The organism is Nonomuraea gerenzanensis, from assembly GCF_020215645.1.
GTDB classification, from domain to species: Bacteria; Actinomycetota; Actinomycetes; order Streptosporangiales; family Streptosporangiaceae; genus Nonomuraea; species Nonomuraea gerenzanensis.
Genome location: NZ_CP084058.1, coordinates 1,092,363 through 1,111,399, shown reverse-complemented (window position 1 = coordinate 1,111,399; position 19,037 = coordinate 1,092,363). Strand labels below are relative to the sequence as shown.

Genomic DNA, 19,037 nt, shown 5'->3' with positions numbered 1-19,037 from the left:
CCGGCGTCAGGGGACCACCACGGCGGCGATCACCAGCGCGACCGCGACCACCAGCACCCCGATCGCGTCGTAGGACCAGCTCACGCGGGCGGGCGCCGCCTCCTGCCCGCGGCGCCTGGCCGACTCGGCGCGCTCGCGGATCTGGTCGCCCACCCAGTCGGCGTGCGTCTTGCCCGCGAACGCCTCCACCGCCGCCTGCTCGGCCTTGGGCAGCGTCGGCTCGGTCCGCAACCGGCCGCGCGACTGCGTGCCCGTGCCGCGGCGCTGCGCCTTGGCCCGCTCGCGGGCGCTGCTCATCGGCGTCCACAGCCGTAGCACCCGGTCGTCGCCGTGCCGCACGGCGATCGCGTGCGAGACCGTGACGTCCTCGATGGACGCCCACGGCAGCACCGTCGTGCGGAACGGGTTGCGCCCCACCAGCCCCTCCTCCGTGAAGACGGTGGCGGGCCGGAGCGCGACGGCGTAGACGAGCGCCGTCAGCACCCCGAGCACGGCCAGCGCGACGAGCGCCGGCTTGCCGTTGTAGCGCGCGATCAGGTCCCAGACGTTGAACGCGACGAACACCAGCCACACCCACGCCATCACGAACGCGGTCTTGGACCGGTAGGTCTGCTTCACGGCTGCCACTTGATCTGCTGGAACCCCGGCTTGATCACGCCGTTGATCAGCGCCAGCCGCTCGTCGAACGGGATGAACGCCGACTTCATCGCGTTCACCGCGAACCACTGCAGGTCATCCCAGTCGTAGCCGAACGCCTGCACCAGCTTGTGGAACTCCAGCGACACGCTGGTCGAGCTCATCAGCCGGTTGTCGGTGTTGACGGTGACCCGGAAGTGCAGCCGCCGCAGCAGCCCGATCGGGTGGTCGGCGATCGAGGCGGCGGCCCCGGTCTGCAGGTTGGACGTGGGGCACATCTCCAGCGGGATGCGCTTGTCGCGGACGTAGGCGGCCAGCCGCCCCAGCTTGGCGGTGCCGTCACCGGCCACGGAGATGTCGTCGATGATGCGCACGCCGTGGCCCAGCCGGTCGGCGCCGCACCACTGGATGGCCTGCCAGATCGACGGCAGCCCGAACGCCTCACCGGCGTGGATCGTGAAGTGGGCGTTCTCCCGCTGGAGGTACTCGAAGGCGTCGAGGTGCCGGGTGGGCGGGTAGCCGGCCTCGGCCCCGGCGATGTCGAAGCCCACCACGCCGCCGTCGCGATACCGCACGGCCAGCTCGGCGATCTCCCTGGAGCGCGCCTGGTGCCGCATGGCGGTCAGCAGCGTGCCCACCCTGATGTGCCGCCCCCTGGAGCCCTGCTCGAACCCCTCCAGGACCGCCTCCACCACCTGGTCCAGGCTCAGCCCCCTGGTGGTGTGCTGCTCGGGCGCGAACCGCACCTCGGCGTAGACCACGCCGTCGTCGGCCAGGTCGCGGGCGCACTCGGCGGCGACGCGGACCAGCGACTCGCGGGTCTGCATGACGGCGACCGTGTGGTCGAACGTCTCCAGGTAACGTTCGAGCGACCCCGAGTCGGCGGCCTCCTCGAACCACTGGCGCAGGTTGTCGGGATCGGTGGTGGGCAGCCGGGCGTAGTCGCTCTCCCTGGCCAGCTCGACGATCGTCTCGGCGCGGAGACCGCCGTCGAGGTGATCGTGCAGCAGGACCTTGGGAGCCCGCCTGATCTCGTCTAGCGTGGGGCTCATCTGGCCATGATATGAGCACGGCCCGGTCGCGCGCCCAGGCCCGGACGGAGCGGCCCGGAAGCCGTCAGCGAGCCGGAAGCCATCAGCGGCCCGAAGGCCGTCGGCGCCGTCAGTCGTCGCGGCCCGCGGCGTCGGGCGCGAACGCGGGCAGGCACACCGCGATGTACTCCGCCCCCTCGGGCCCCACGCTGTAACGCACCTTCTCCCCCGGCGACGTCACCACCGACTCCCCGGCCTCGACCCGGGTCGTCCCCCCGGCGTGCTCCACGAGCACCACCCCCCGCAGGACCACGGTGTACTCGGTGAACGTCGGCGTCTGCGCCGGCTCCTCCCACCCGGGCGGCGCGGTCATGTGGGCGATGGAGACCGCCTCGTCGCCGCTGTTGACGCGGCCGATGTGCTCGTCGATGAGCTTGCCGCCTGGTACGGGGATGCGAGCCGCTCGCTCGATCTTTCTCACCACGGACGTCAGTGTGCCACGTCGAGCACCAGCCGGCTCGGCGAGCCCTGCTCCGTGACCTGGAACGGCGCCCGCTTGCCCAGCACCAGCCCGATGCCGACGCGCCCCTCGAAGTCGCCGGTCCTGACGACGTCGGCGAGGTTGCCCAGGCGGGCCGGGTAGACGGGGCCGCCGCTCCAGGTGGACCTGCCCTCGTCGTCGTGGGCGTTCGCGGGGAAGAGCGTGAGCTGAAGGTAGGCGCCGCCGTGCACGTCGATGGGCTTGCCTGAGCCGTCCTGGACCAGCTCATCCACCCATTTCACGCTATATCCGGGGATATTGCCCTTGAGATCCACGACCAGCCGGTCGTACGTTGCGTGGGCGGCGTACCGCACGGCCGTCACGACGGCGGGCTCCACCCCGGACCGGTCGACCTCCACCTCGGCGGTGCCGGTGGGCGTGCCGGGGGTGCGCGACGCGGTGGCGCCGGACTCCGGCAGGGTCGTGGCGCTCTGCTGGGCGGAGCCGCATCCGGCGAGCAGGACGACGAGGCAGGTGAGCGGGGCGGCAGCGCGCAGGAGCGGGCGCGGGAGCGGGACGGGCGGTTGGGCGCCGGACGGGCGGCCACGGGGCGGGGATGACGAGCACATGCCCGGTAGATGCCCAGCGCACGGCCCTGCAAGCGATGTTTCCCCAGTTCACCGAGTGACTGTGGAGGCCTTCCTGAAAACCCGGGCGACCTCTACCCTGATCAACCCACAAGGAGTCATATACGTGAACAAGTCCACTGATTTATCGACTTTTCTGGATACCTACGGGCCGTCGTTCGCCCGCACCGCCTACCTCCTGACCGGCGACCAGGACCGCGCCAGAGCCCTGGCGATCGACGCCCTGGTCCGGGTGTGCCGCCGCTGGCCCGCCATCCGCACCAGCGGCCCGGCTCTCCTCGTGCTGACCGAGCTGTACAGGAGCTTCCTGGCCACCGACGTGCCACCGCCCGCGACGTACCCGCTGGCGGTGCTCCCGCCCAGGCCCCGCGCCGCCGTCGTCGCCCGCCACCACGACGCCCTGCACCCGCAGCAGGTGGCGGCCCTCACAGGCGTCTGGCTCGGCGCCCTGGACAGGGAACTGCACCAGGCCCACACCCACCTCCAGGCCACCCACCCCGACCTGTTCCCCGCCACCCCGCAGGCCCCGGCCGGGGAAGGCGACCCGGACTGGGCGGCCCCGTCCGAGGCGTGGGCGGAGGAGGGGGCGCCGCGCTCCGCCGACGGCGCGGGCCCGCGCGGCGCGCTGGTCGCCCTGGCCGCCGAGCTGCCCGCCACGCACACCGACGTGACCGGGGTGGTGCTGGCCCGCGTCGGCAGGCGCCGCAGGGTCCGCGCGGTTACCTGGACGACGGTGTCGGTGGGCACGCTGGGCGCGTTCGTGGCCCTGGTCGTGGCGGGTGTGAACACGATGGTCGCCAACTTCGAGCAGGCGCTCGCCGTCCCGACGTCCACCTCCTCCACGCCGGGCGCGGAGGACGAGGAGGACGTGCCCGACCTGCTGCCGGCCAAGCTGGACGACCCGATCCGGTACGCCTACCCGGGCTACTGCCGCAGCGAGGCGACCGGGGCGAGCGACCCGAGCGATCCCCGGCCGTGCGCCCAGTGGCGGCTGATCACCACGTCCGGCAACGAGTGGCGGCTGGGCGGCGCGCGGGCCGGCTACGACCGCGAGAGCGGCGTCGTCATGCCGCTGGCCATCAGCCAGGACGGCCGCCGCCTCGCCTACCGCCAGCTCAGCGGCGAGTTCGCGGTCCGCGACGTGCCCACCGGCGTGGTCAAGGTCATCGACGTGGCGGACGGGCAGGCGGCCCCGCACCTCACCTCCTCGCCCAACGGCCGCTACTTCTCCGTCGACTTCGGCCTGGCCGACGGGGCCACCCTGGACTTCGACACCGGCGTCACCCACTACGAGTACGGCGAAGAGGTGCGCGTCCTCGCGGTGGCGGACGACGGGACGCGGGTGGTCGCCGAGAAGGAGGACGTCCGCGACGTCCCCGGGCACGCCTCACTCACCAAGATCTTCCTGCACGGCAAGACCACGCTCGACGGCGACTACCGCGTCGATCCCGCCCTGCTCGGCCTCGGCGGCGCCCTGTCCCCTGACGGCCGCACGCTGGCCCTGATCACGGGGGACTCCGAGCTGGTCACCATGGACGGCCGCACCGGCCGCATCGGCGGGCCGCGTACGGACCTGGCCGCCAGCGACCTGGTCGGCTACGACCTGATCGGCGTCGAGCGCTGGGTCGGCCCGGAGGAGGTGCTGGTCCGCTCCTGGGACGACGACTACGTCATCCTCACCAAGGTGAACGTGAAGTCCGGCGCCGCCACGGAGGTCACCGGCGAGTGGGTCGAGTCGCTCGACTACGACTCCCCGCTCGGCGCCGTCAGACCGTAGGAAGGGCCCCGCCGGTGCCGGCGGGGCCCTGCGAATCACGAAGGATCAGACAGTCTCGTACGCCTTCACGTCCTCGGCGGCCACGGCGGGCACGCGCTTGCGGGCCCGCAGCCCGGTCGCCGAGATCGCCAGGCCGACCAGGGCCAGCACCAGCGACACCACGATCGCCGCGCGCAGCGAGCCGATGGAGATCGTCTCGCCGCCGCCCGAGGTGAGCACGGCGGTCACCACGGCCAGCACGATGGCGCCGCCGACCTGGCCGGAGGTGTTCAGCAGGCCGGAGGCCAGGCCCTGCTCGTCGTCGTCCACGCCGTTGGTGGCCTGGATGTTGAGCGAGGGGAACGACAGCGCGAACGCGATGCCCAGCAGGATCATGCCGGGGATCACCATGCCGCCCAGGCTGGGCGTGCGGTCGATGCCGAGGAAGATCGCGTACCCCCCGGCCAGCGCGGCGGCCCCGATCACGATCAGCTTGCCGGTGCCGAACCGGTCGGCGAAGTCGCCCATCTTCGTCGAGGTGACGGCGACGAGCAGGCCGGCGGGCAGGAACGCCATGGCGGTGCCGAGCGCCGACCAGCCGAGCAGGTTCTGGAAGTACTGCATGGCCACGAACTGGAAGGCCACGTACGAGCCCATGAGGATGAGCAGCCCCAGGTTGGCCCGCACGATGTGCCCGGAGCGCAGGATGCCCAGCCGCACCAGCGGGTGGCGCATCCGCAGCTCGGCCAGAACGAACAGGCCGAGCAGCACGACCACGCCCACCAGCGAGCCGATCGTCTGCAAGGAGGCCCAGCCGGCCTCGGGCGCCTGCACGACGGTGAACACCAGCAGCAGCATCGACGCGGTGATCGTCACAGCGCCGATCAGGTCGTGCCCGCCCTCGGCCCGCTCCTCCCGGCCCTTCGGCAGCACCTTCAACGCGGCGATCAACGCGATCACGGCGACGGGCACCGGCATGAGCAGCGTCCACCGCCAGCCGATCTCGGTCAGCAAGCCGGACAGCACGAGGCCGAGCGAGTAGCCGCTGGCGCCGCAGGCGGTGAAGATGCTCAACGCCTTGTTGCGCTCCGGGCCCTCGGGAAAGGTCGTCGTGATGATCGACAACGCGGCGGGCGCGGTGAAGGCCGCCGCCACTCCCTTGACGAACCTGGCCGCGATCAGCAGCCCCCCGTCGTCCACGACACCACCGAGCAACGACGCCACGGCGAAGACGCCGAGCGCGGCCAGGAACACCCTGCGCCGCCCCAGCAGGTCGGCGGTCCTGCCCCCGAGCAGAAGAAGACCGCCGTAGCCGAGCACGTAACCGCTGACCACCCATTGCAAAGAGGACGTCGTCAGGCCCAGGTCGTGCTGGATGGCGGGCAGGGCGACCCCGACCATCGAGACGTCCAGGGCGTCAAGAAAGATCACTGCGCAGAGCACGGCGAGCGCGCCCCAGCGGGATGAGGAAGAGGACATGGGTCAGAACAATACATGCACACACATCTAATGCAAGCGCATTTAATGTCGTTGCATGAGTTTTCTCGAAGTGGTAACCTCCGCGACATGGACGAGCGGTTCGTGGTGGACACCTGGCACTACGTCCTGGCCACACATGCCAAGGCGATGTGCCAGCTGGAGCGCGAGCTGGGCGACCGGCACGGCCTGGGGCCCAGTGAGTTCGAGGTGCTGGATCGCATCGTGCACCACGACAGGAAGCTGCGCATCCAGGAGCTGTGCGAGGAAGTCCATCTGAGCCAGAGCGCGCTGTCACGGGTGGTGGCGCGCCTGGAGAAGGCCGCGCTCGTGACGCGCGGCGTGTGCGACAGCGACAGGCGGGGGGTGTTCGTGTGCATCACGGACGAGGGGCGCGTCCGCCACGCCGAGGCCCTGCCGACGCAGCGGGCGGTGCTGGCCGAGGTCTTCGCCGACGCCCCGGCCGCCTTGGTCCCCTGAGCCCGCGCCACGCATGAGCCCGCGCCACGCATGAGCCCGCGCCACGGGTGAGCCGCGCTAGGCGGCCGTGATGCGGTCGATGACCAGCGGGAGCTGCTCGGCGGTCGTGTCCCCTACGGCGTAGCCGCCGTCCAGCGCCTCCAGCGCCCGCTCGAAGCGGGCCGTCTCGTCGGCGTGCAGCGTCATCAGCGGCTGCCCGGCCCGCACCAGGTCCCCTGGCTTGGCGTGCAGCTCGATCCCGGCTCCGAAGGAGACCGGGTCCTCCTTGCGGGCCCGCCCGGCGCCGAGCCGCCAGGCGGCCAGCCCCACGGCGTACGCGTCCAGCCGGGTCAGCACCCCGGAGGCGGGCACCTCCACGGTCATCGTCTCGGCGGCCCTGGGCAGCAGCGCGTCAGGGTCGCCGCCCTGGGCGGAGATCATGCGCCGCCACGCGTCCATGGCGGAGCCGTCCTCCAGCGCCTTCTCCGGGTCCTTGCCCGAGGCGACCCCGGCCGCCTCCAGCATCTCCCGCGCCAGCCGCACGGTCAGCTCCACCACGTCGGCAGGCCCGCCGCCGGCCAGCACCTCGACCGACTCGGCGACCTCCAGCGCGTTGCCCACGGCCCGGCCCAGCGGCCGGTCCATGGCGGTCATCAGCGCCACGGTACGCACCCCGGCGTCGGTGCCGAGCGCGACCATGGTCTCGGCCAGCTCGCGGGCCGTGGGGACGGTCTTCATGAACGCCCCTGAGCCCACCTTCACGTCCAGGATCAGCGACCCGGTCCCCTCGGCGATCTTCTTGGACATGATCGACGAGGCGATCAGCGGGATCGACTCGACGGTGCCGGTGACGTCCCGCAGCGCGTACAACTTCTTGTCGGCGGGCGCCAGCCCGGACCCGGCCGCGCACACGACGGCCCCGGCGGAGCGCAGCACGCCGAGCATCTCGGCGTTCGACAGCGAGGCCCGCCAGCCGGGGATGGACTCCAGCTTGTCCAGGGTGCCGCCCGTGTGCCCGAGCCCGCGCCCGGACAGCTGCGGCACGTACGCGCCACACGCCGCCACGAGCGGCGCCAGCGGCAGAGTGATCTTGTCGCCGACACCGCCCGTCGAGTGCTTGTCGGCCGTGGGCCGGTCGAGGGCGGACCAGTCCATGCGCTCACCCGAGCGGATCATGGCCTGGGTCCAGTCGGCGATCTCGCGCCGGTCCATGCCGTTCAGCAGGATCGCCATGGCCAGCGCCGACATCTGCTCGTCGGCCACCTCGCCGCGCGTGTACGCGTCGATCACCCAGTCGATCTGCGCCGTGCTCAGCTCGGCCCGGTCCCGCTTGGCCCGGATGACCTCGATGGCGTCCATCACGCGCTCCTGCTGAGATCCTGCGGGCCGAACGCGTACGGCAGGATCTCGGCCATGCGCTTCGGCCCGTCCTCGGTCTCGACCAGCAGGTCCTCGCCGCCGAACTCGTACAGGAGCTGACGGCAGCGCCCGCACGGCATCAGCAGCTCACCGTGGCCGTCCACGCAGGTGAAGGCCACCAGCCTGCCGCCGCCCGAGCGCTGCAACGCCGAGACGAGCCCGCACTCGGCGCACAGGCCCAGGCCGTAGGAGGCGTTCTCGACGTTGCAGCCGGTGACGATGCGGCCGTCGTCGACCAGCGCCGCCGCACCGACGGGGAACTTGGAGTACGGCGCGTAGGCGTGCCGCATGGCCTCGGCCGCCTCGTCCCGCAGGCCGTTCCAGTCGATGTTCAATGTTGTTCCCCCCGGCGGTAGACGACGCCGTCGGCCTTGGGCATCCGCAGGCGCTGGGAGGCGACCAGGAGCACGAGCAGCGTGAGCACGTGTGGTGTCATGTAGACGAGTTCCTCCGGCAGCCGGTCGACGGCCAGCCAGAGCCAGAACGTGACGACCATACCCAGCGCCGCCGCGGCCGTCACGGTGTACTGCGTGACGCTCCTGTCGCCCACCTCGGCCGAGGTCAGGCGGCGGATCTGCATGCCGAGGTAGATCAGCAGCAGCAGCGCGCCGAACAGGAAGAACGAGGTGATCGCGCCGGAGCTGCGCAGTTGCAGGCCGTCGGCGTAGCCGAACAGGGAGGCGCCGGCCATGAGACCGCCGGGCCGCCAGTTGCCGAAGATCATGGCCGCCAGGCCGATGAAGCCGCGCCCGTTCGTCTGGCCCTCGACGTACTTGGTGGAGAAGAAGACCAGGAACACACCGCCGAGCCCGGCGAAGGCGCCGGAGATGACGACGGCGAGGTACTTGATCCGGTAGACGTTCACGCCCAGCGACTCGGCCGCCCACGGGTTCTCGCCCGCCGAGCGCAGCCGCAGGCCGAAGGCCGTGCGCCAGAGCACGAAGTAGGTCAGCGGCAGCAGCAGGACGGCCAGGACCACCAGCACGCTGACGTTGTGCGTGAGCCCGCGCAGGATGCCCGCCAGGTCCGAGAGCAGGAACCAGTGGGTGCTCTCCAGCTTGCCCAGCAGGTCGGGGCCGTCGGACAGCAGGGGCAGGCTGACCTCGGTCGGCTTGCCGATGCTGGGCGAGGTGGTGATGCCCGCGCCGGCCTCGTTCGCCGGGGTGCCCTCCTTGTAGAGGACCTCCGACAGGAACCGGGTGATGCCGGGGCCGAGCAGGTTGATGGCCACGCCGCTGATGATGTGGTCCACGCCGAACGTCACGGTGGCGATGGCGTGCAGCAGCCCGCCGAGCGCGCCACCGAGCAGGCCGGCGGCCAGCGCTGCCAGGGGGCCCCACTGGTATCCGGCCCAGCCGGCGAACCAGGTCCCCAGCACCATCATGCCTTCGAGGCCGATGTTGACCACGCCTGCCCGCTCGGCCCACAGGCCGCCGAGACCGGCCAGCGCGATCGGCACCGCGAGCGTCAGCGCCGCGGCGATCGTGCCGGAGGAGGTGATGTTGTCCTGGCCGGAGGCGATCCGGACCAGCGACATCAGCAGAATGAGCGCGGCGACGCCGACGAGCGCCACGTGGTACTTGCCGACCCTGGTCATGCTGCCACCTCTGCCGGTGCGTTCGTGCCGAGCTGCTCGGCGGCCCTGCGCTCCTCCAGCCTGAGCGCCAGGCGCTTGGTGATCTCATTGGCGATCACGACGAGCAGGACGATCGTGCCCTGGATGATCGTGACCACGGAGGCCGGCACGTTCGCCTCCTGAAGCGCTCCCTGTGCCCGGTCGAGGAAGGCGAACAGCAGGGCGGCGATCGCGATGCCGACGGGCTTGTTCCTGCCGAGCAGCGCCACCGCGATGCCGAGGAACCCGAGCCCGGCGGTGAAGTTGGAGTTGAAGGCGCCCTTGTCGCCGAGGATCTCCGGCAGCCCGATCAGCCCGGCGATCGCACCGGACATCACCATCGCCGCGATGACCATCCTCTTGGGGCCGACCCCGGAGGCGAGCGCCGCCGGGCCGTTGAGCCCGCTGGCCTTGATGTTGAAACCGAAGCGGGTGCGCTCCAGGACGAGCCAGACCACCACCCCCAGCACGATGGCGACCAGCAGGAAGCCCCACAGGCCGCCCGCGCGGGTCGGGGCGGGCAACCCGAACCAGCCGAAGATGAAGTTCAGGTCGGGGAACATGGCAGACTCGGGCAGCTCGGGGGTCGTGGTCGTGAGCTGCCCCTCCTTCTGACCGCTGAACGGGCCCCTGACGAGGTAGGAGGTCAGGTTGATCGCGATGTAGTTCAGCATGATCGTGGCGATGACCTCGTTCACGCCCCTGGTCACCTTCATGACGGCGGGGATCAGCGCGTAGAGGCCGCCCACCAGCGCCGCGACGATGATGATCACCGCGATCTGGATCACCGGAGGCGCCACGAACGTCGAGCCCACGTAGGCCGCGCAGATGGCGGCCAGGCGGTACTGGCCCTCGACTCCGATGTTGAACAGATTCATCCGGAAGCCGACCGCCACGGCCAGCCCGGCGATGAACAGCGGGATCGCCCGGTCGATGAGCGCCGCGACGCCGTTCATCTGCGCCCGCTCCGTCGGGCCGAAGTCGAAGAAGGCGGCGAACGCGTCGAGCGGGGCACCACCCGCCGCGACGATCGCCACGCTGCAGATCACGAACGCCAGGATGACGGCGACGATGGCGCCGGCGACGGTGAGCAGCGCCCGGTTGAGCCCGGCGGGCATCACGTCTCCTCAGTGCCGGCGATGGCGCCGGTCATGTAACCGCCCAGCCGCTCGGGCGTGACGTCGGAAGGATCGAGCGCGGCCACGAGCCGCCCCCGGTAGATGACCTGGAGCGTGTCGGACAGCCCGATCAGCTCGTCGAGGTCGGCGGAGATGAGCAGCACGGCCAGCCCGGAGGCGCGGGCGTCGCGCAGATGGTCCCAGATGGCGGCCTGGGCGCCGACGTCCACGCCGCGCGTGGGGTGGGCGGCGATGAGGAAGACGGGGTCGCCGCTCATCTCGCGGCCCACGATCAGCTTCTGCTGGTTGCCGCCCGACAGGGCCAGGGCCAGGGTGTCGACGCCCGGCGTGCGCACGTCGTAGTCCTTGACGATGCGCTCGGTGTCGGCCCTGGCGGCCCGGCGGTTGATCCAGATGCCGCTGCGTGCGGGCTTCCTGGTCTGGTGGCCGAGCACCCGGTTCTCCCACAGCGACGCCTCCAGGAGCAGGCCCTGGCGGTGGCGGTCCTCGGGGATGTAGCCGATGCCGGACTCGCGGCGCTTGAGCGTGGACCAGGTGGTGATGTCCTGGGAGTCGAGCTCGATGCGGCCCTGCGCCGGGCGGATGCCCATGATGGCTTCGATCAGCTCGGACTGGCCGTTGCCCTCGACGCCGGCGATGCCGAGGATCTCACCCTTGTGGATCTCGAACGACACGTCGTCGAGCAGCAGGCGGCTGCCCTCGCCGGGCATGGTCAGGCCGGACACCTTCAGCATGACGGTGTCGGTCACGGTGGACTCGCGGGTCTCGGGCGTGGGCAGCTCACTGCCGACCATCAGCTCGGCGAGCTGCCGCGCGGTGACGTCGGACGGGTCCACGCTGGCGACCGTGGTGCCGCGCCGGATCACGGTGATCGCGTCGGCGATGTCGAGCACCTCGTCGAGCTTGTGCGAGATGAAGATGACCGTCAGGCCCTCGGCCTTGAGCTCGCGCAGGTTCTGGAAGAGCTCCTCGACCTCCTGCGGCACCAGCACGGCCGTCGGCTCGTCGAGGATGAGGATGCGGGCCCCGCGGTAGAGGACCTTGAGGATCTCCACGCGCTGGCGGTCGCCGACGCCGAGGTCCTCGACCAGCTTGTCGGGATCGACGCGCAGGCCATGGGTCTCGGCCAGCTCGACGATGCGCCGGCGGGCCGCGGCGGTGTCGAGGGTGCCCAGCCGCCTCGGCTCGGCCCCGAGGACGATGTTCTCCAGGACGGTGAAGTTGTCGGCGAGCATGAAGTGCTGGTGCACCATGCCGATCCCGACCGCGATGGCGTCGCTCGGCGTGCGGAAGCTGACCTCCGCGCCGTTGACCTTGATCGTCCCCTCGTCCGGTTTCTGCATGCCGTAGAGGATCTTCATCAGGGTGGATTTGCCCGCGCCGTTCTCCCCGACGATGGCGTGCACCGTGCCGGGCTGGACGGTGATGCGGATGTCGTGGTTCGCGACGACACCGGGGAAACGCTTGGTGATGCCCTCCAGCTCTACGGCGGGTTTCACCGTGGCCAGGGTGTCAGCACTCATTTCGCCTCTCCTACAGGGGGCGGCATAGACAGAAGGCCCGAAGTCGGGACTCCGGGCCCTCAGCTGTCTCTCCTACCCCGGTTACGGCTTGGCAGGAACCGTGATTTTGCCGTCGACGATGTCCTGCTTGGCAGCGTCGAGCTTGTCCTTGATGTCGTCGATCTCGCCACCGGTCGTCGACAGGCCCACGCCGTCGACCTTCAGGTCGTACGTGGTGTTCGTGCCGCCCTTGGCGCCGCCCTGGAAGGCCTTGATGAACTCGAACACGCCGACGTCGACGCGCTTGAGCATCGAGGTCATGATGACCGACTGCAGGTCGGTCTCCTTGACCGTCTGCCGCTGGTCGGAGTCGACACCGATGGCCTTCTTCTTGGCCGCGGCCGCGGCCTGGAAGACGCCGAGGCCGGAGTCGCCGGAGGCGTGGTAGATGATGTCCGCGCCGCTCTGGTACATGCTCTCGGCCGCGAGCTTGCCCTTGTCGGGAGCCTTGAAGCCGGAGAAGTCACCGTCGGGGGTGAGGTACTTGACGTCGATCTTGGCGTCGGCCTTGACCGACTTCACGCCTGCCGCGAAGCCCGCCTCGAACTTCTTGATCAGGTCGTTCTCGACACCGCCCACGAAGCCCACGTGGCCGCTCTTCGACTTGGTCGCAGCGGCGACGCCCGCCAGATAGGAGCCCTGCTCCTCGGCGAACAGCAGGCCGGTCACGTTCGGCGCGTTGGAGGCCGAGTCCACCACCGCGAACTGGATCTCCGGGTACTCCTCCGCCGCCTTCTTGACGTCCTCGGCGTAGGCGAAACCGACGCCGATGATCGGGTTGTAGCCGGCGTCGGCGAGCTGACGCAGCAGGTCGCCGCGGTTCGAGCCGTCCGAGGAGGGGCTCAGCTCCTTGATCTCCGCGCCGAGCTCCGTCTTGGCCTTCTCCAGGCCGGCGTAGGCCGAGTCGTTGAAGGACTTGTCACCGCGCCCGCCGACGTCGAACGCGAGACCAACCTTGAGTGAGCCCTTCGACGCCTCGCTGCTCGCCGCGCCGGTCGGCTCCTGGCTGGCCGTGGTCCCCCCACCGCCGCCACCACAGGCGGCCGCCGCCATGAGCAGGACGCCGGCGACCGAGCCGAGCGCCACCTTGTTGAATCGCTTGCCGAGCAAGGCGACTCCCTTCCATTTCCCCGCCGCCGATTTGGTCGCAGGCGCGACAGAACGTACGGCACCTGCACGGAAGATAGTTGCTTGACCAGGGACAACCAAACTGGGACACAGGGTCGCAACCGCTCCGTTATCGACATCACTCGCGTCCGTGACCTGAATCGTGATTCAGGCACATCGGACGCCTTTGGAAAGATTTGCCCAACTTTGGTGGTCGATCACCCCTTGCCCTGAGGGCCGATCGTGACGGAGATTCCCACCGACGGTGGAAAACTTCGTATCGGAGCCCCGCATGCACCCGTGGAGAGCCCTCTCCGTGCCCCTGGCCGCCTTACTCGTGGCGACCCTGACCGGCACCTTACCCGCCACGGCCGACACCCCGGCCGTGAAGATCGAGAACAACGCCACCCAGCCGACCTTCTCCAGGGCGGACGCCATCCTGCAGACCGTCTTCGTCGAGGTCGAGGGAACCGACAGCGACAACGACGGCGTCAACGACCGGGTCGCCGTGGACATCCTGCGCCCCAAGGAGACCGACCAGGGGCTCAAGGTCCCCGTGATCATGGAGGCCAGCCCCTACTACGCCCCCGGCAACGACGTCGCCAACCACCCGGTGGACGTGGACGAGAACGGCGTCCCGCTGCCCGCCATGACCGCCCTGGCCGCCAAGCTCGACGCGGCGGGCCCCTTCGACAGCTACTACGACAACTACTTCGTGCCCCGCGGCTACGCCGTCGCGCTGGTCGAGAACCTGGGCAGCGCCCGCGCCACCGGCTGCCCCACCTCGGGCGGCCCCAACGAGACCGCGGGCCCGAGGGCCGCGATCGACTGGCTGAACGGCCGCGCCAAGGGCTTCGACGCCGCCGGCAACCCGGTCGAGGCCACCTGGTCCACCGGCAAGGTCGGCATGATCGGCGTCTCCTACAACGGCACGCTGCCCAACGCCGTGGCCGCGACCGGGGTCAAGGGCCTGGAGACGATCGTGCCGATCGCCTCGATCTCCAGCTGGTACGACTACTACCGCGCCAACGGCGGCGTCGTCGCGCCGGGCGGCTTCCAGGGCGAGGACCTGGACGTGCTCGCCAAGTACGTCCTGACCAGGCAGAACGGCCAGGAGGCGTGCGGCGGCGTGGTCGACGGGCTGACCACCGCCCAGGACCGGATCACCGGCGACTACAGCCGGCTCTGGGACGAGCGCAACTACCTCAACGACGTGCGCAAGGTGAAGGCCAGCGTCTTCCTGGTGCACGGGCTCAACGACTGGAACGTCAAGACCAAGCAGTTCGCGCAGTGGTGGTACGCCCTGTCCAAGCGGCACGTGCCGCGCAAGATCTGGCTGCACCAGGGCACCCACATGAGCCCCTTCAACCTGCGCACCGCCGAGTGGCTGCGCCAGCTGCACGGCTGGTTCGACCACTGGCTGTACGGGATCGACTCGGGGATCATGCGTGAGCCGCAGGCGGACGTGGAGATCGGGCCGGGCCAGTGGGCCCAGCACGCCTCCTGGCCGCTGCCCGGCGCGGCGACCGTCCCGCTCTACCCGGGTGCCGGCTCCTCGCTCGGCCTCCTGCCGCGGCCCCGGTCGGCGCCGGAGACGTTCGTGGACCAGAAGGTCAGGACGGCCGAGCAGCTCGTGGAGGCGACGGGGGCCGATCCCAACCGGCTGGCGTACACGACGGGGGCGCTGCCCGCGGACGTGCGGATCTCGGGGACGCCCACCGTCTCGGTGCGGGCGTCGTTCAAGAACGGCTCCTCGCCCTACCTGACGGCGCTGCTGGTGGACTACGGCACCGACGTGCGCCCGAACGGGACGCTGGTCTCCACAGGGCAGAGCTACTGCTACGGGCAGGGGGTGCCCGGTGACACGGGCTGCACCACGCTCAGGACGCTCGGCACCGCCACCACGCCGTACAAGATCGTGACCCGGGGCTGGCTGGACGTCCGCAACCGCCACCGGGTGGACCGGTCGGAGCCGGTGCGGGCGGGCAAGGAGTACACCTTCTCCTGGGACTTCCAGCCCACGGACTACCTGTTCAAGAAGGGGCACCGGCTGGGGCTGGTGATCCTCTCGACCGACTACGACTACACCCTGCGCTACCCGCCGGGCACCGAGATCACCGTGTCGCCGGGCAAGTCGGCGCTGCGGCTGCCTGTGGTGCTCGGCAGGCTGCCGTAGCATCTCAGCACCTCGAGCCGTAGCCCTGGGCGGCGGGCCGCTGGCCGGCCCGCCGTCCGGGGGAGGCGGTGGCTCAGGCCATCGCGGAGGTGATCGAGTCGAGCGGGCCGACCTCCCACAGCGCCGTCAGCGCCGTGGCGGCCATCACCCGCACGCCCATCGCGATCGCCTGCTCGTCCACGTCGAACGTGCCCTGGTGGATGTCGTAGGTGAGCCCGTCGGGCGAGCGGGTGCCGAGCCGGGCGAACGCCCCGGGGATCGACTCCAGGTACCACGCGAAGTCCTCGCCGCCCAGCGACTGCTGGGTGGGGACGACGGCTCCGGCGCCGAGGGCCCGCTCGGTCGCCTCGGCCAGCATCTCGACGCTGACCTCGTCGTTGACCACCGGCGGCACCCCGCGGGTATACTCCATCGTGGCCTCGATGCCGTAGGCGCCGGCCACCGACTCCAGCAGCGACTTGATCAGGTCGGGCGCGGCGTGCCACGCCTCCTCGTCGAGGCAGCGGACCGTGCCCGCGGCCACACCGTCGTCCGGGATCGCGTTGGCGGCGGAGCCGGCCTCGACGCGGCCCCAGACGAGGCTGAGCGACGAGCGCGGGTCGACGCGGCGCGACAGCGCGGCGGGCAGCTCGGTGAGGATCTTGGCGAGCGCGAAGACCAGGTCGGCGGTGAGGTGGGGGCGCGCGGTGTGGCCGCCGGGCCCGGAGACCCGCACGACGATCTTGTCGCAGGCCGAGGTGATCGGGCCGCTCCTGAGGCCGACCTGGCCCACGTCCACGCGCGGGTCGCAGTGGAGGCCGAAGATGCGGTCGACGCCGCTGATGCCGCCCTGGGCCATGACCTCCAGCGCGCCGCCGGGAAGCTCCTCGGCGGGCTGGAAGATCAGGCGCACCCGGCCGGGCAGCAGCCCCGCGGCGGCCTGCTGGGCGAGGAAGATCGAGGTGCCGAGCAGCACCGTGGTGTGCACGTCGTGCCCGCACGCGTGGCAGGCGCCCGCCACGGTCGAGCGGTACGGCACGTCCTTCTCGTCCTGCAGCGGCAGCGCGTCGATGTCGGCACGCAGCGCGACGGTCGGCCCGTCGCCGCTGCCCACGTCGCAGATGAGCCCCGTGCCCCGGGGCAGCACCTGGGGCCGCAGCCCCGCGGCGGTGAGCCGCTCGGCGATCCGCTGTGTCGTGCGATATTCGGCGAAGGCCAGCTCGGGGTGCATGTGCAGGTCGCGGCGAAAGGCCACCAGCTCCTGCTCGGTCTCCGCCAGGAACGCGTCGAGTTCCCCCCGCAGCTCACGTCCCCGCATATGTCACCGTCCCGTCCCATGCCGCGCGCCCCACAGGTGCTGGCCATCGCGGCTCGTGCTCCAAGAAAAACTCTCCATCCCGCGGTGGCCACCCGGTTGAGCGGCCGCTCGGCGAATCAAAAGACACACCCACTGGTTTCGGTGCGCGAGATCGTCAGCACGGGCTTCGCAGTAACTGGCGCGAGTGCCGCTGCAGCCGGGGAGCACAGCGGTCGGCCGTGAGCCCGATGGCGATGCTTCGACTTTATCGCCCCCGTGCCGCTTCGCGGCGGCAGATACCCCAAAAGTTGCCTGACTGCAGGCCCGTAACCGCAGGTAAGTCACGTTCCGTACCCATACGGCTGATCCGGAAATAGTCACAAGGGATCAGTAGATCGTGACCCGATGCTGTCAGTTCAAACGTGGTCAGCGATTCCGAATCCTGTCACCTTCTGTCATGGTCATCACACTTCAGCGCTGGCTGCATTTGAGAAGAATGCGTGTTTCACTCGCTATATGATCACTAATATCCCGTTCGGGGAGAAGAGTGCTGGGTTGAGCATCTTCGAGCCGAGTGAGGGGACCCTGGTGGTCGTGCCCTCGCTCTCCCTTCCGCAGGATGAGCTCCGCCGCATCACGGGGGCCAGGTCGTACGAGGAACGGCTGTTGTTCCTCCTGCTCACGCTCCGCGAGCCCGGGGTCAAGGTGGTCTACCTCTCCTCCGCACCCGTCGATCCCGACATCATCGACTACTACTTCGCCTTCCTGCCGGATCCGGATGACGCGGCCAAGCGTCTGACGCTGATCAGCCTCGACGACCCCTGGTCTCAGCCGTTGACCAGGACCCTGCTCGACCGGCCCGACGCGGTGGAGCAGCTTCGCGCGGCGATCGACGGCGACGCTTGGCTCGTCCCGTTCGTGCTCAGCGAGCTCGAGGAGGAGCTCGCGTCGCTACTCAACGTTCCCCTCTACGGACCCGCGACGTCCCTTTCCTATTACGGCTCCAAGAGCGGGGCCCGGGAGGTGGGACATGAGGCGGGCGTGCCGATGGCCCGCGGGTTCGGCGACGTGCGCTCCGAACTCCAGATCGAGGAGGCCCTGGAGGCCCTGCCCGGCGAGCGGGTGATCGTCAAGCTGAACGACGCCTACTCCGGGCTCGGCAACGCCATCGTCACCAAGGCCGACAGGTCGCTGACCAGCTTCTCCGCGGCGGGCGAGACCTGGGAGCACTACCTGCGCAAGGTGCGGGAGCGAGGGGCGGTGGTGGAGGAGTTCATCGAACATAGGCCGCTCTACTACCCCAGCGCGCTGGCTCAAATCACGCCAGGCGGACAAGCTCAGGTGCTCGCCACCCACGACCAGGTGCTCGGCGGCCCCAACGGGCACGTCTACCAGGGCTGCACGTTCCCCGCGGCGCCCGAGTACCGCGCCGAGGTCGGCGAGTCGGCCGGGCGGATCGCGCGGATCCTGGCGGAGCGCGGCGTGGTCGGGCTGTTCGGGATGGACTTCTTCGCGCTGAAGGCCGACGCCGGCTACGCGGCGCTGCTGTGCGAGATCAACCTGCGGATCGGCGGCACCACACATCCGTTCGGCGCCGCCGTGCTGACGACCGGGGCCACCTACGATCCGGCCACCGGCCACCTCATGTCCGGCGACCAGCCCAAGTTCTACACGGCGACCGACAACTGCGCTTCCGGCTGCCTCAGGGGGCGCACGCCCGGTGAGGTGATGCGGACGGCCGACCGGCTCGGGATCGGCTTCGACGCGCGGCGCCGCACCGGCAACGTCTTCCACCTGCTCGGCGCCATCCCCGAGCACGGCAAGCTGGGCTTCACCTCGATCGGCGACTCCCGCGAGGAGGCCGACGAGCTGCACGCACTCACCCGGCGGCTGCTCTGCGGCCCCTGACCCCGCAGCCGCACGCTCCCGCTTCGGCGGCTGCTCTGCGGCCGATGACCGCGGAGCCGCACGCCCTCACCCGACCCCTGAGCGGCGCCACCCGCGCCAGCCGATCACAGCCAGCACCGCACCCAGGACGACGTTCACCACGATCAGCACGCCGTGCACCACGTAGAAGCTGGTCGGGTGACCGTCGGCCAAGTTAAACCCCAGGTTCACCCACTCGAAGATCATGAACGCGCCCAGGACGATGAGGAAACCGGCGATCTTTCGTGACACATGTACCTCTCTAGCATCGAACGTGGATCTTCGGGGGATGTGTCGCCACATGTGCACCAACACGGAGCTACGCTGAGAC

General features: G+C 70.3%; 17 protein-coding genes. 4 read left to right on the top strand and 13 right to left on the bottom strand.

The window, feature by feature from the left end:
* Positions 1 to 6: 6 nt before the first annotated feature.
* The 4 genes from LCN96_RS05675 to LCN96_RS57635 form a co-directional block, all read right to left on the bottom strand.
* The gene (locus tag LCN96_RS05675) at positions 7 to 618 is read right to left on the bottom strand and encodes a PH domain-containing protein (RefSeq protein ID WP_225271510.1); all 612 of its coding nucleotides are present in this window, start codon (positions 616 to 618) and stop codon (positions 7 to 9) included.
* Entirely contained in the window at positions 615 to 1,688 is a 1,074-nt protein-coding gene (locus LCN96_RS05670) for an adenosine deaminase (RefSeq protein ID WP_225271509.1), read from the bottom strand. The genes LCN96_RS05675 and LCN96_RS05670 overlap by 4 nt, the downstream gene beginning before the upstream one ends.
* Positions 1,689 to 1,797: 109 nt before the next feature.
* Complete coding sequence (locus LCN96_RS05665; RefSeq protein ID WP_225271508.1) at positions 1,798 to 2,151, bottom strand: cupin domain-containing protein; 354 nt, start codon at positions 2,149 to 2,151, stop codon at positions 1,798 to 1,800.
* Between the two features lie 5 nt (positions 2,152 to 2,156).
* Positions 2,157 to 2,777, bottom strand: coding sequence for an AMIN-like domain-containing (lipo)protein (locus LCN96_RS57635; protein ID WP_449867084.1), 621 nt, complete (start codon positions 2,775 to 2,777; stop codon positions 2,157 to 2,159).
* Between the two features lie 124 nt (positions 2,778 to 2,901).
* On the opposite strand from LCN96_RS57635, the gene LCN96_RS05655 reads away from it, so the two are divergent.
* A complete protein-coding gene (locus LCN96_RS05655; protein ID WP_225271506.1) occupies positions 2,902 to 4,572 on the top strand; it encodes a SigE family RNA polymerase sigma factor in 1,671 nt (556 codons plus the stop codon).
* A gap of 45 nt (positions 4,573 to 4,617) precedes the next feature.
* On the opposite strand, the gene LCN96_RS05650 is transcribed toward LCN96_RS05655, so the two are convergent.
* Positions 4,618 to 6,030: an MFS transporter gene (locus LCN96_RS05650; RefSeq protein ID WP_225271505.1), complete on the bottom strand. Its 1,413-nt coding sequence runs from the start codon at positions 6,028 to 6,030 to the stop codon at positions 4,618 to 4,620.
* 87 nt (positions 6,031 to 6,117) lie between these two features.
* On the opposite strand from LCN96_RS05650, the gene LCN96_RS05645 reads away from it, so the two are divergent.
* Positions 6,118 to 6,507: a MarR family winged helix-turn-helix transcriptional regulator gene (locus LCN96_RS05645; protein WP_225271504.1), complete on the top strand. Its 390-nt coding sequence runs from the start codon at positions 6,118 to 6,120 to the stop codon at positions 6,505 to 6,507.
* 57 nt (positions 6,508 to 6,564) lie between these two features.
* Here LCN96_RS05645 and LCN96_RS05640 read toward each other — a convergent pair whose 3' ends face one another.
* The 6 genes from LCN96_RS05640 to LCN96_RS05615 all read right to left on the bottom strand — a co-directional run bounded on the left by LCN96_RS05640 (position 6,565) and on the right by LCN96_RS05615 (position 13,331).
* Positions 6,565 to 7,845, bottom strand: coding sequence for a thymidine phosphorylase (locus LCN96_RS05640; RefSeq protein ID WP_225271503.1), 1,281 nt, complete (start codon positions 7,843 to 7,845; stop codon positions 6,565 to 6,567).
* Positions 7,845 to 8,240 carry a cytidine deaminase gene (locus LCN96_RS05635; protein ID WP_225271502.1) on the bottom strand — a complete coding sequence of 132 codons (396 nt, stop codon included), beginning with the start codon at positions 8,238 to 8,240 and terminating at the stop codon, positions 7,845 to 7,847. The genes LCN96_RS05640 and LCN96_RS05635 overlap by 1 nt, the downstream gene beginning before the upstream one ends.
* Complete coding sequence (locus LCN96_RS05630; protein ID WP_225271501.1) at positions 8,237 to 9,502, bottom strand: ABC transporter permease; 1,266 nt, start codon at positions 9,500 to 9,502, stop codon at positions 8,237 to 8,239. Before LCN96_RS05630 ends, LCN96_RS05635 begins: the two co-directional genes overlap by 4 nt.
* A complete protein-coding gene (locus tag LCN96_RS05625; RefSeq protein ID WP_225271500.1) occupies positions 9,499 to 10,638 on the bottom strand; it encodes an ABC transporter permease in 1,140 nt (379 codons plus the stop codon). Before LCN96_RS05625 ends, LCN96_RS05630 begins: the two co-directional genes overlap by 4 nt.
* Complete coding sequence (locus LCN96_RS05620; RefSeq protein ID WP_225271499.1) at positions 10,638 to 12,182, bottom strand: ABC transporter ATP-binding protein; 1,545 nt, start codon at positions 12,180 to 12,182, stop codon at positions 10,638 to 10,640. The genes LCN96_RS05625 and LCN96_RS05620 overlap by 1 nt, the downstream gene beginning before the upstream one ends.
* Positions 12,183 to 12,263: 81 nt before the next feature.
* Positions 12,264 to 13,331 carry a BMP family lipoprotein gene (locus tag LCN96_RS05615; RefSeq protein WP_225271498.1) on the bottom strand — a complete coding sequence of 356 codons (1,068 nt, stop codon included), beginning with the start codon at positions 13,329 to 13,331 and terminating at the stop codon, positions 12,264 to 12,266.
* A 289-nt stretch (positions 13,332 to 13,620) separates the two neighbouring features.
* Here LCN96_RS05615 and LCN96_RS05610 point away from each other — a divergent pair, with 289 nt between their 5' ends.
* Positions 13,621 to 15,504, top strand: a complete 1,884-nt coding sequence (locus LCN96_RS05610; RefSeq protein WP_225271497.1) for a Xaa-Pro dipeptidyl-peptidase — start codon at positions 13,621 to 13,623, stop codon at positions 15,502 to 15,504.
* A 73-nt stretch (positions 15,505 to 15,577) separates the two neighbouring features.
* On the opposite strand, the gene LCN96_RS05605 is transcribed toward LCN96_RS05610, so the two are convergent.
* On the bottom strand, positions 15,578 to 16,801 hold the full coding sequence (locus tag LCN96_RS05605) for a M20 family metallopeptidase (protein ID WP_225271496.1): 1,224 nt from the start codon (positions 16,799 to 16,801) through the stop codon (positions 15,578 to 15,580).
* A gap of 534 nt (positions 16,802 to 17,335) precedes the next feature.
* Here LCN96_RS05605 and LCN96_RS05600 point away from each other — a divergent pair.
* Positions 17,336 to 18,688: a peptide ligase PGM1-related protein gene (locus LCN96_RS05600; RefSeq protein WP_225271495.1), complete on the top strand. Its 1,353-nt coding sequence runs from the start codon at positions 17,336 to 17,338 to the stop codon at positions 18,686 to 18,688.
* A 66-nt stretch (positions 18,689 to 18,754) separates the two neighbouring features.
* Here the strand turns inward: LCN96_RS05600 and LCN96_RS05595 are convergent, their stop codons facing one another.
* Positions 18,755 to 18,958, bottom strand: coding sequence for an SCO4848 family membrane protein (locus tag LCN96_RS05595; protein ID WP_225271494.1), 204 nt, complete (start codon positions 18,956 to 18,958; stop codon positions 18,755 to 18,757).
* Between the last annotated feature and the right edge of the window lie 79 nt (positions 18,959 to 19,037).

Coding starts and splice junctions, on each gene's coding strand:
- LCN96_RS05630 (WP_225271501.1), bottom strand. CDS start 9,502: ATGACCAGGGTCGGCAAGTACCACGTGGCGCTCGTCGGCGTCGCCGCG.
- LCN96_RS05645 (WP_225271504.1), top strand. CDS start 6,118: ATGGACGAGCGGTTCGTGGTGGACACCTGGCACTACGTCCTGGCCACA.
- LCN96_RS05610 (WP_225271497.1), top strand. CDS start 13,621: ATGCACCCGTGGAGAGCCCTCTCCGTGCCCCTGGCCGCCTTACTCGTG.
- LCN96_RS05625 (WP_225271500.1), bottom strand. CDS start 10,638: ATGCCCGCCGGGCTCAACCGGGCGCTGCTCACCGTCGCCGGCGCCATC.
- LCN96_RS57635 (WP_449867084.1), bottom strand. CDS start 2,777: ATGTGCTCGTCATCCCCGCCCCGTGGCCGCCCGTCCGGCGCCCAACCG.
- LCN96_RS05620 (WP_225271499.1), bottom strand. CDS start 12,182: ATGAGTGCTGACACCCTGGCCACGGTGAAACCCGCCGTAGAGCTGGAG.
- LCN96_RS05650 (WP_225271505.1), bottom strand. CDS start 6,030: ATGTCCTCTTCCTCATCCCGCTGGGGCGCGCTCGCCGTGCTCTGCGCA.
- LCN96_RS05670 (WP_225271509.1), bottom strand. CDS start 1,688: ATGAGCCCCACGCTAGACGAGATCAGGCGGGCTCCCAAGGTCCTGCTG.
- LCN96_RS05640 (WP_225271503.1), bottom strand. CDS start 7,845: ATGGACGCCATCGAGGTCATCCGGGCCAAGCGGGACCGGGCCGAGCTG.
- LCN96_RS05605 (WP_225271496.1), bottom strand. CDS start 16,801: ATGCGGGGACGTGAGCTGCGGGGGGAACTCGACGCGTTCCTGGCGGAG.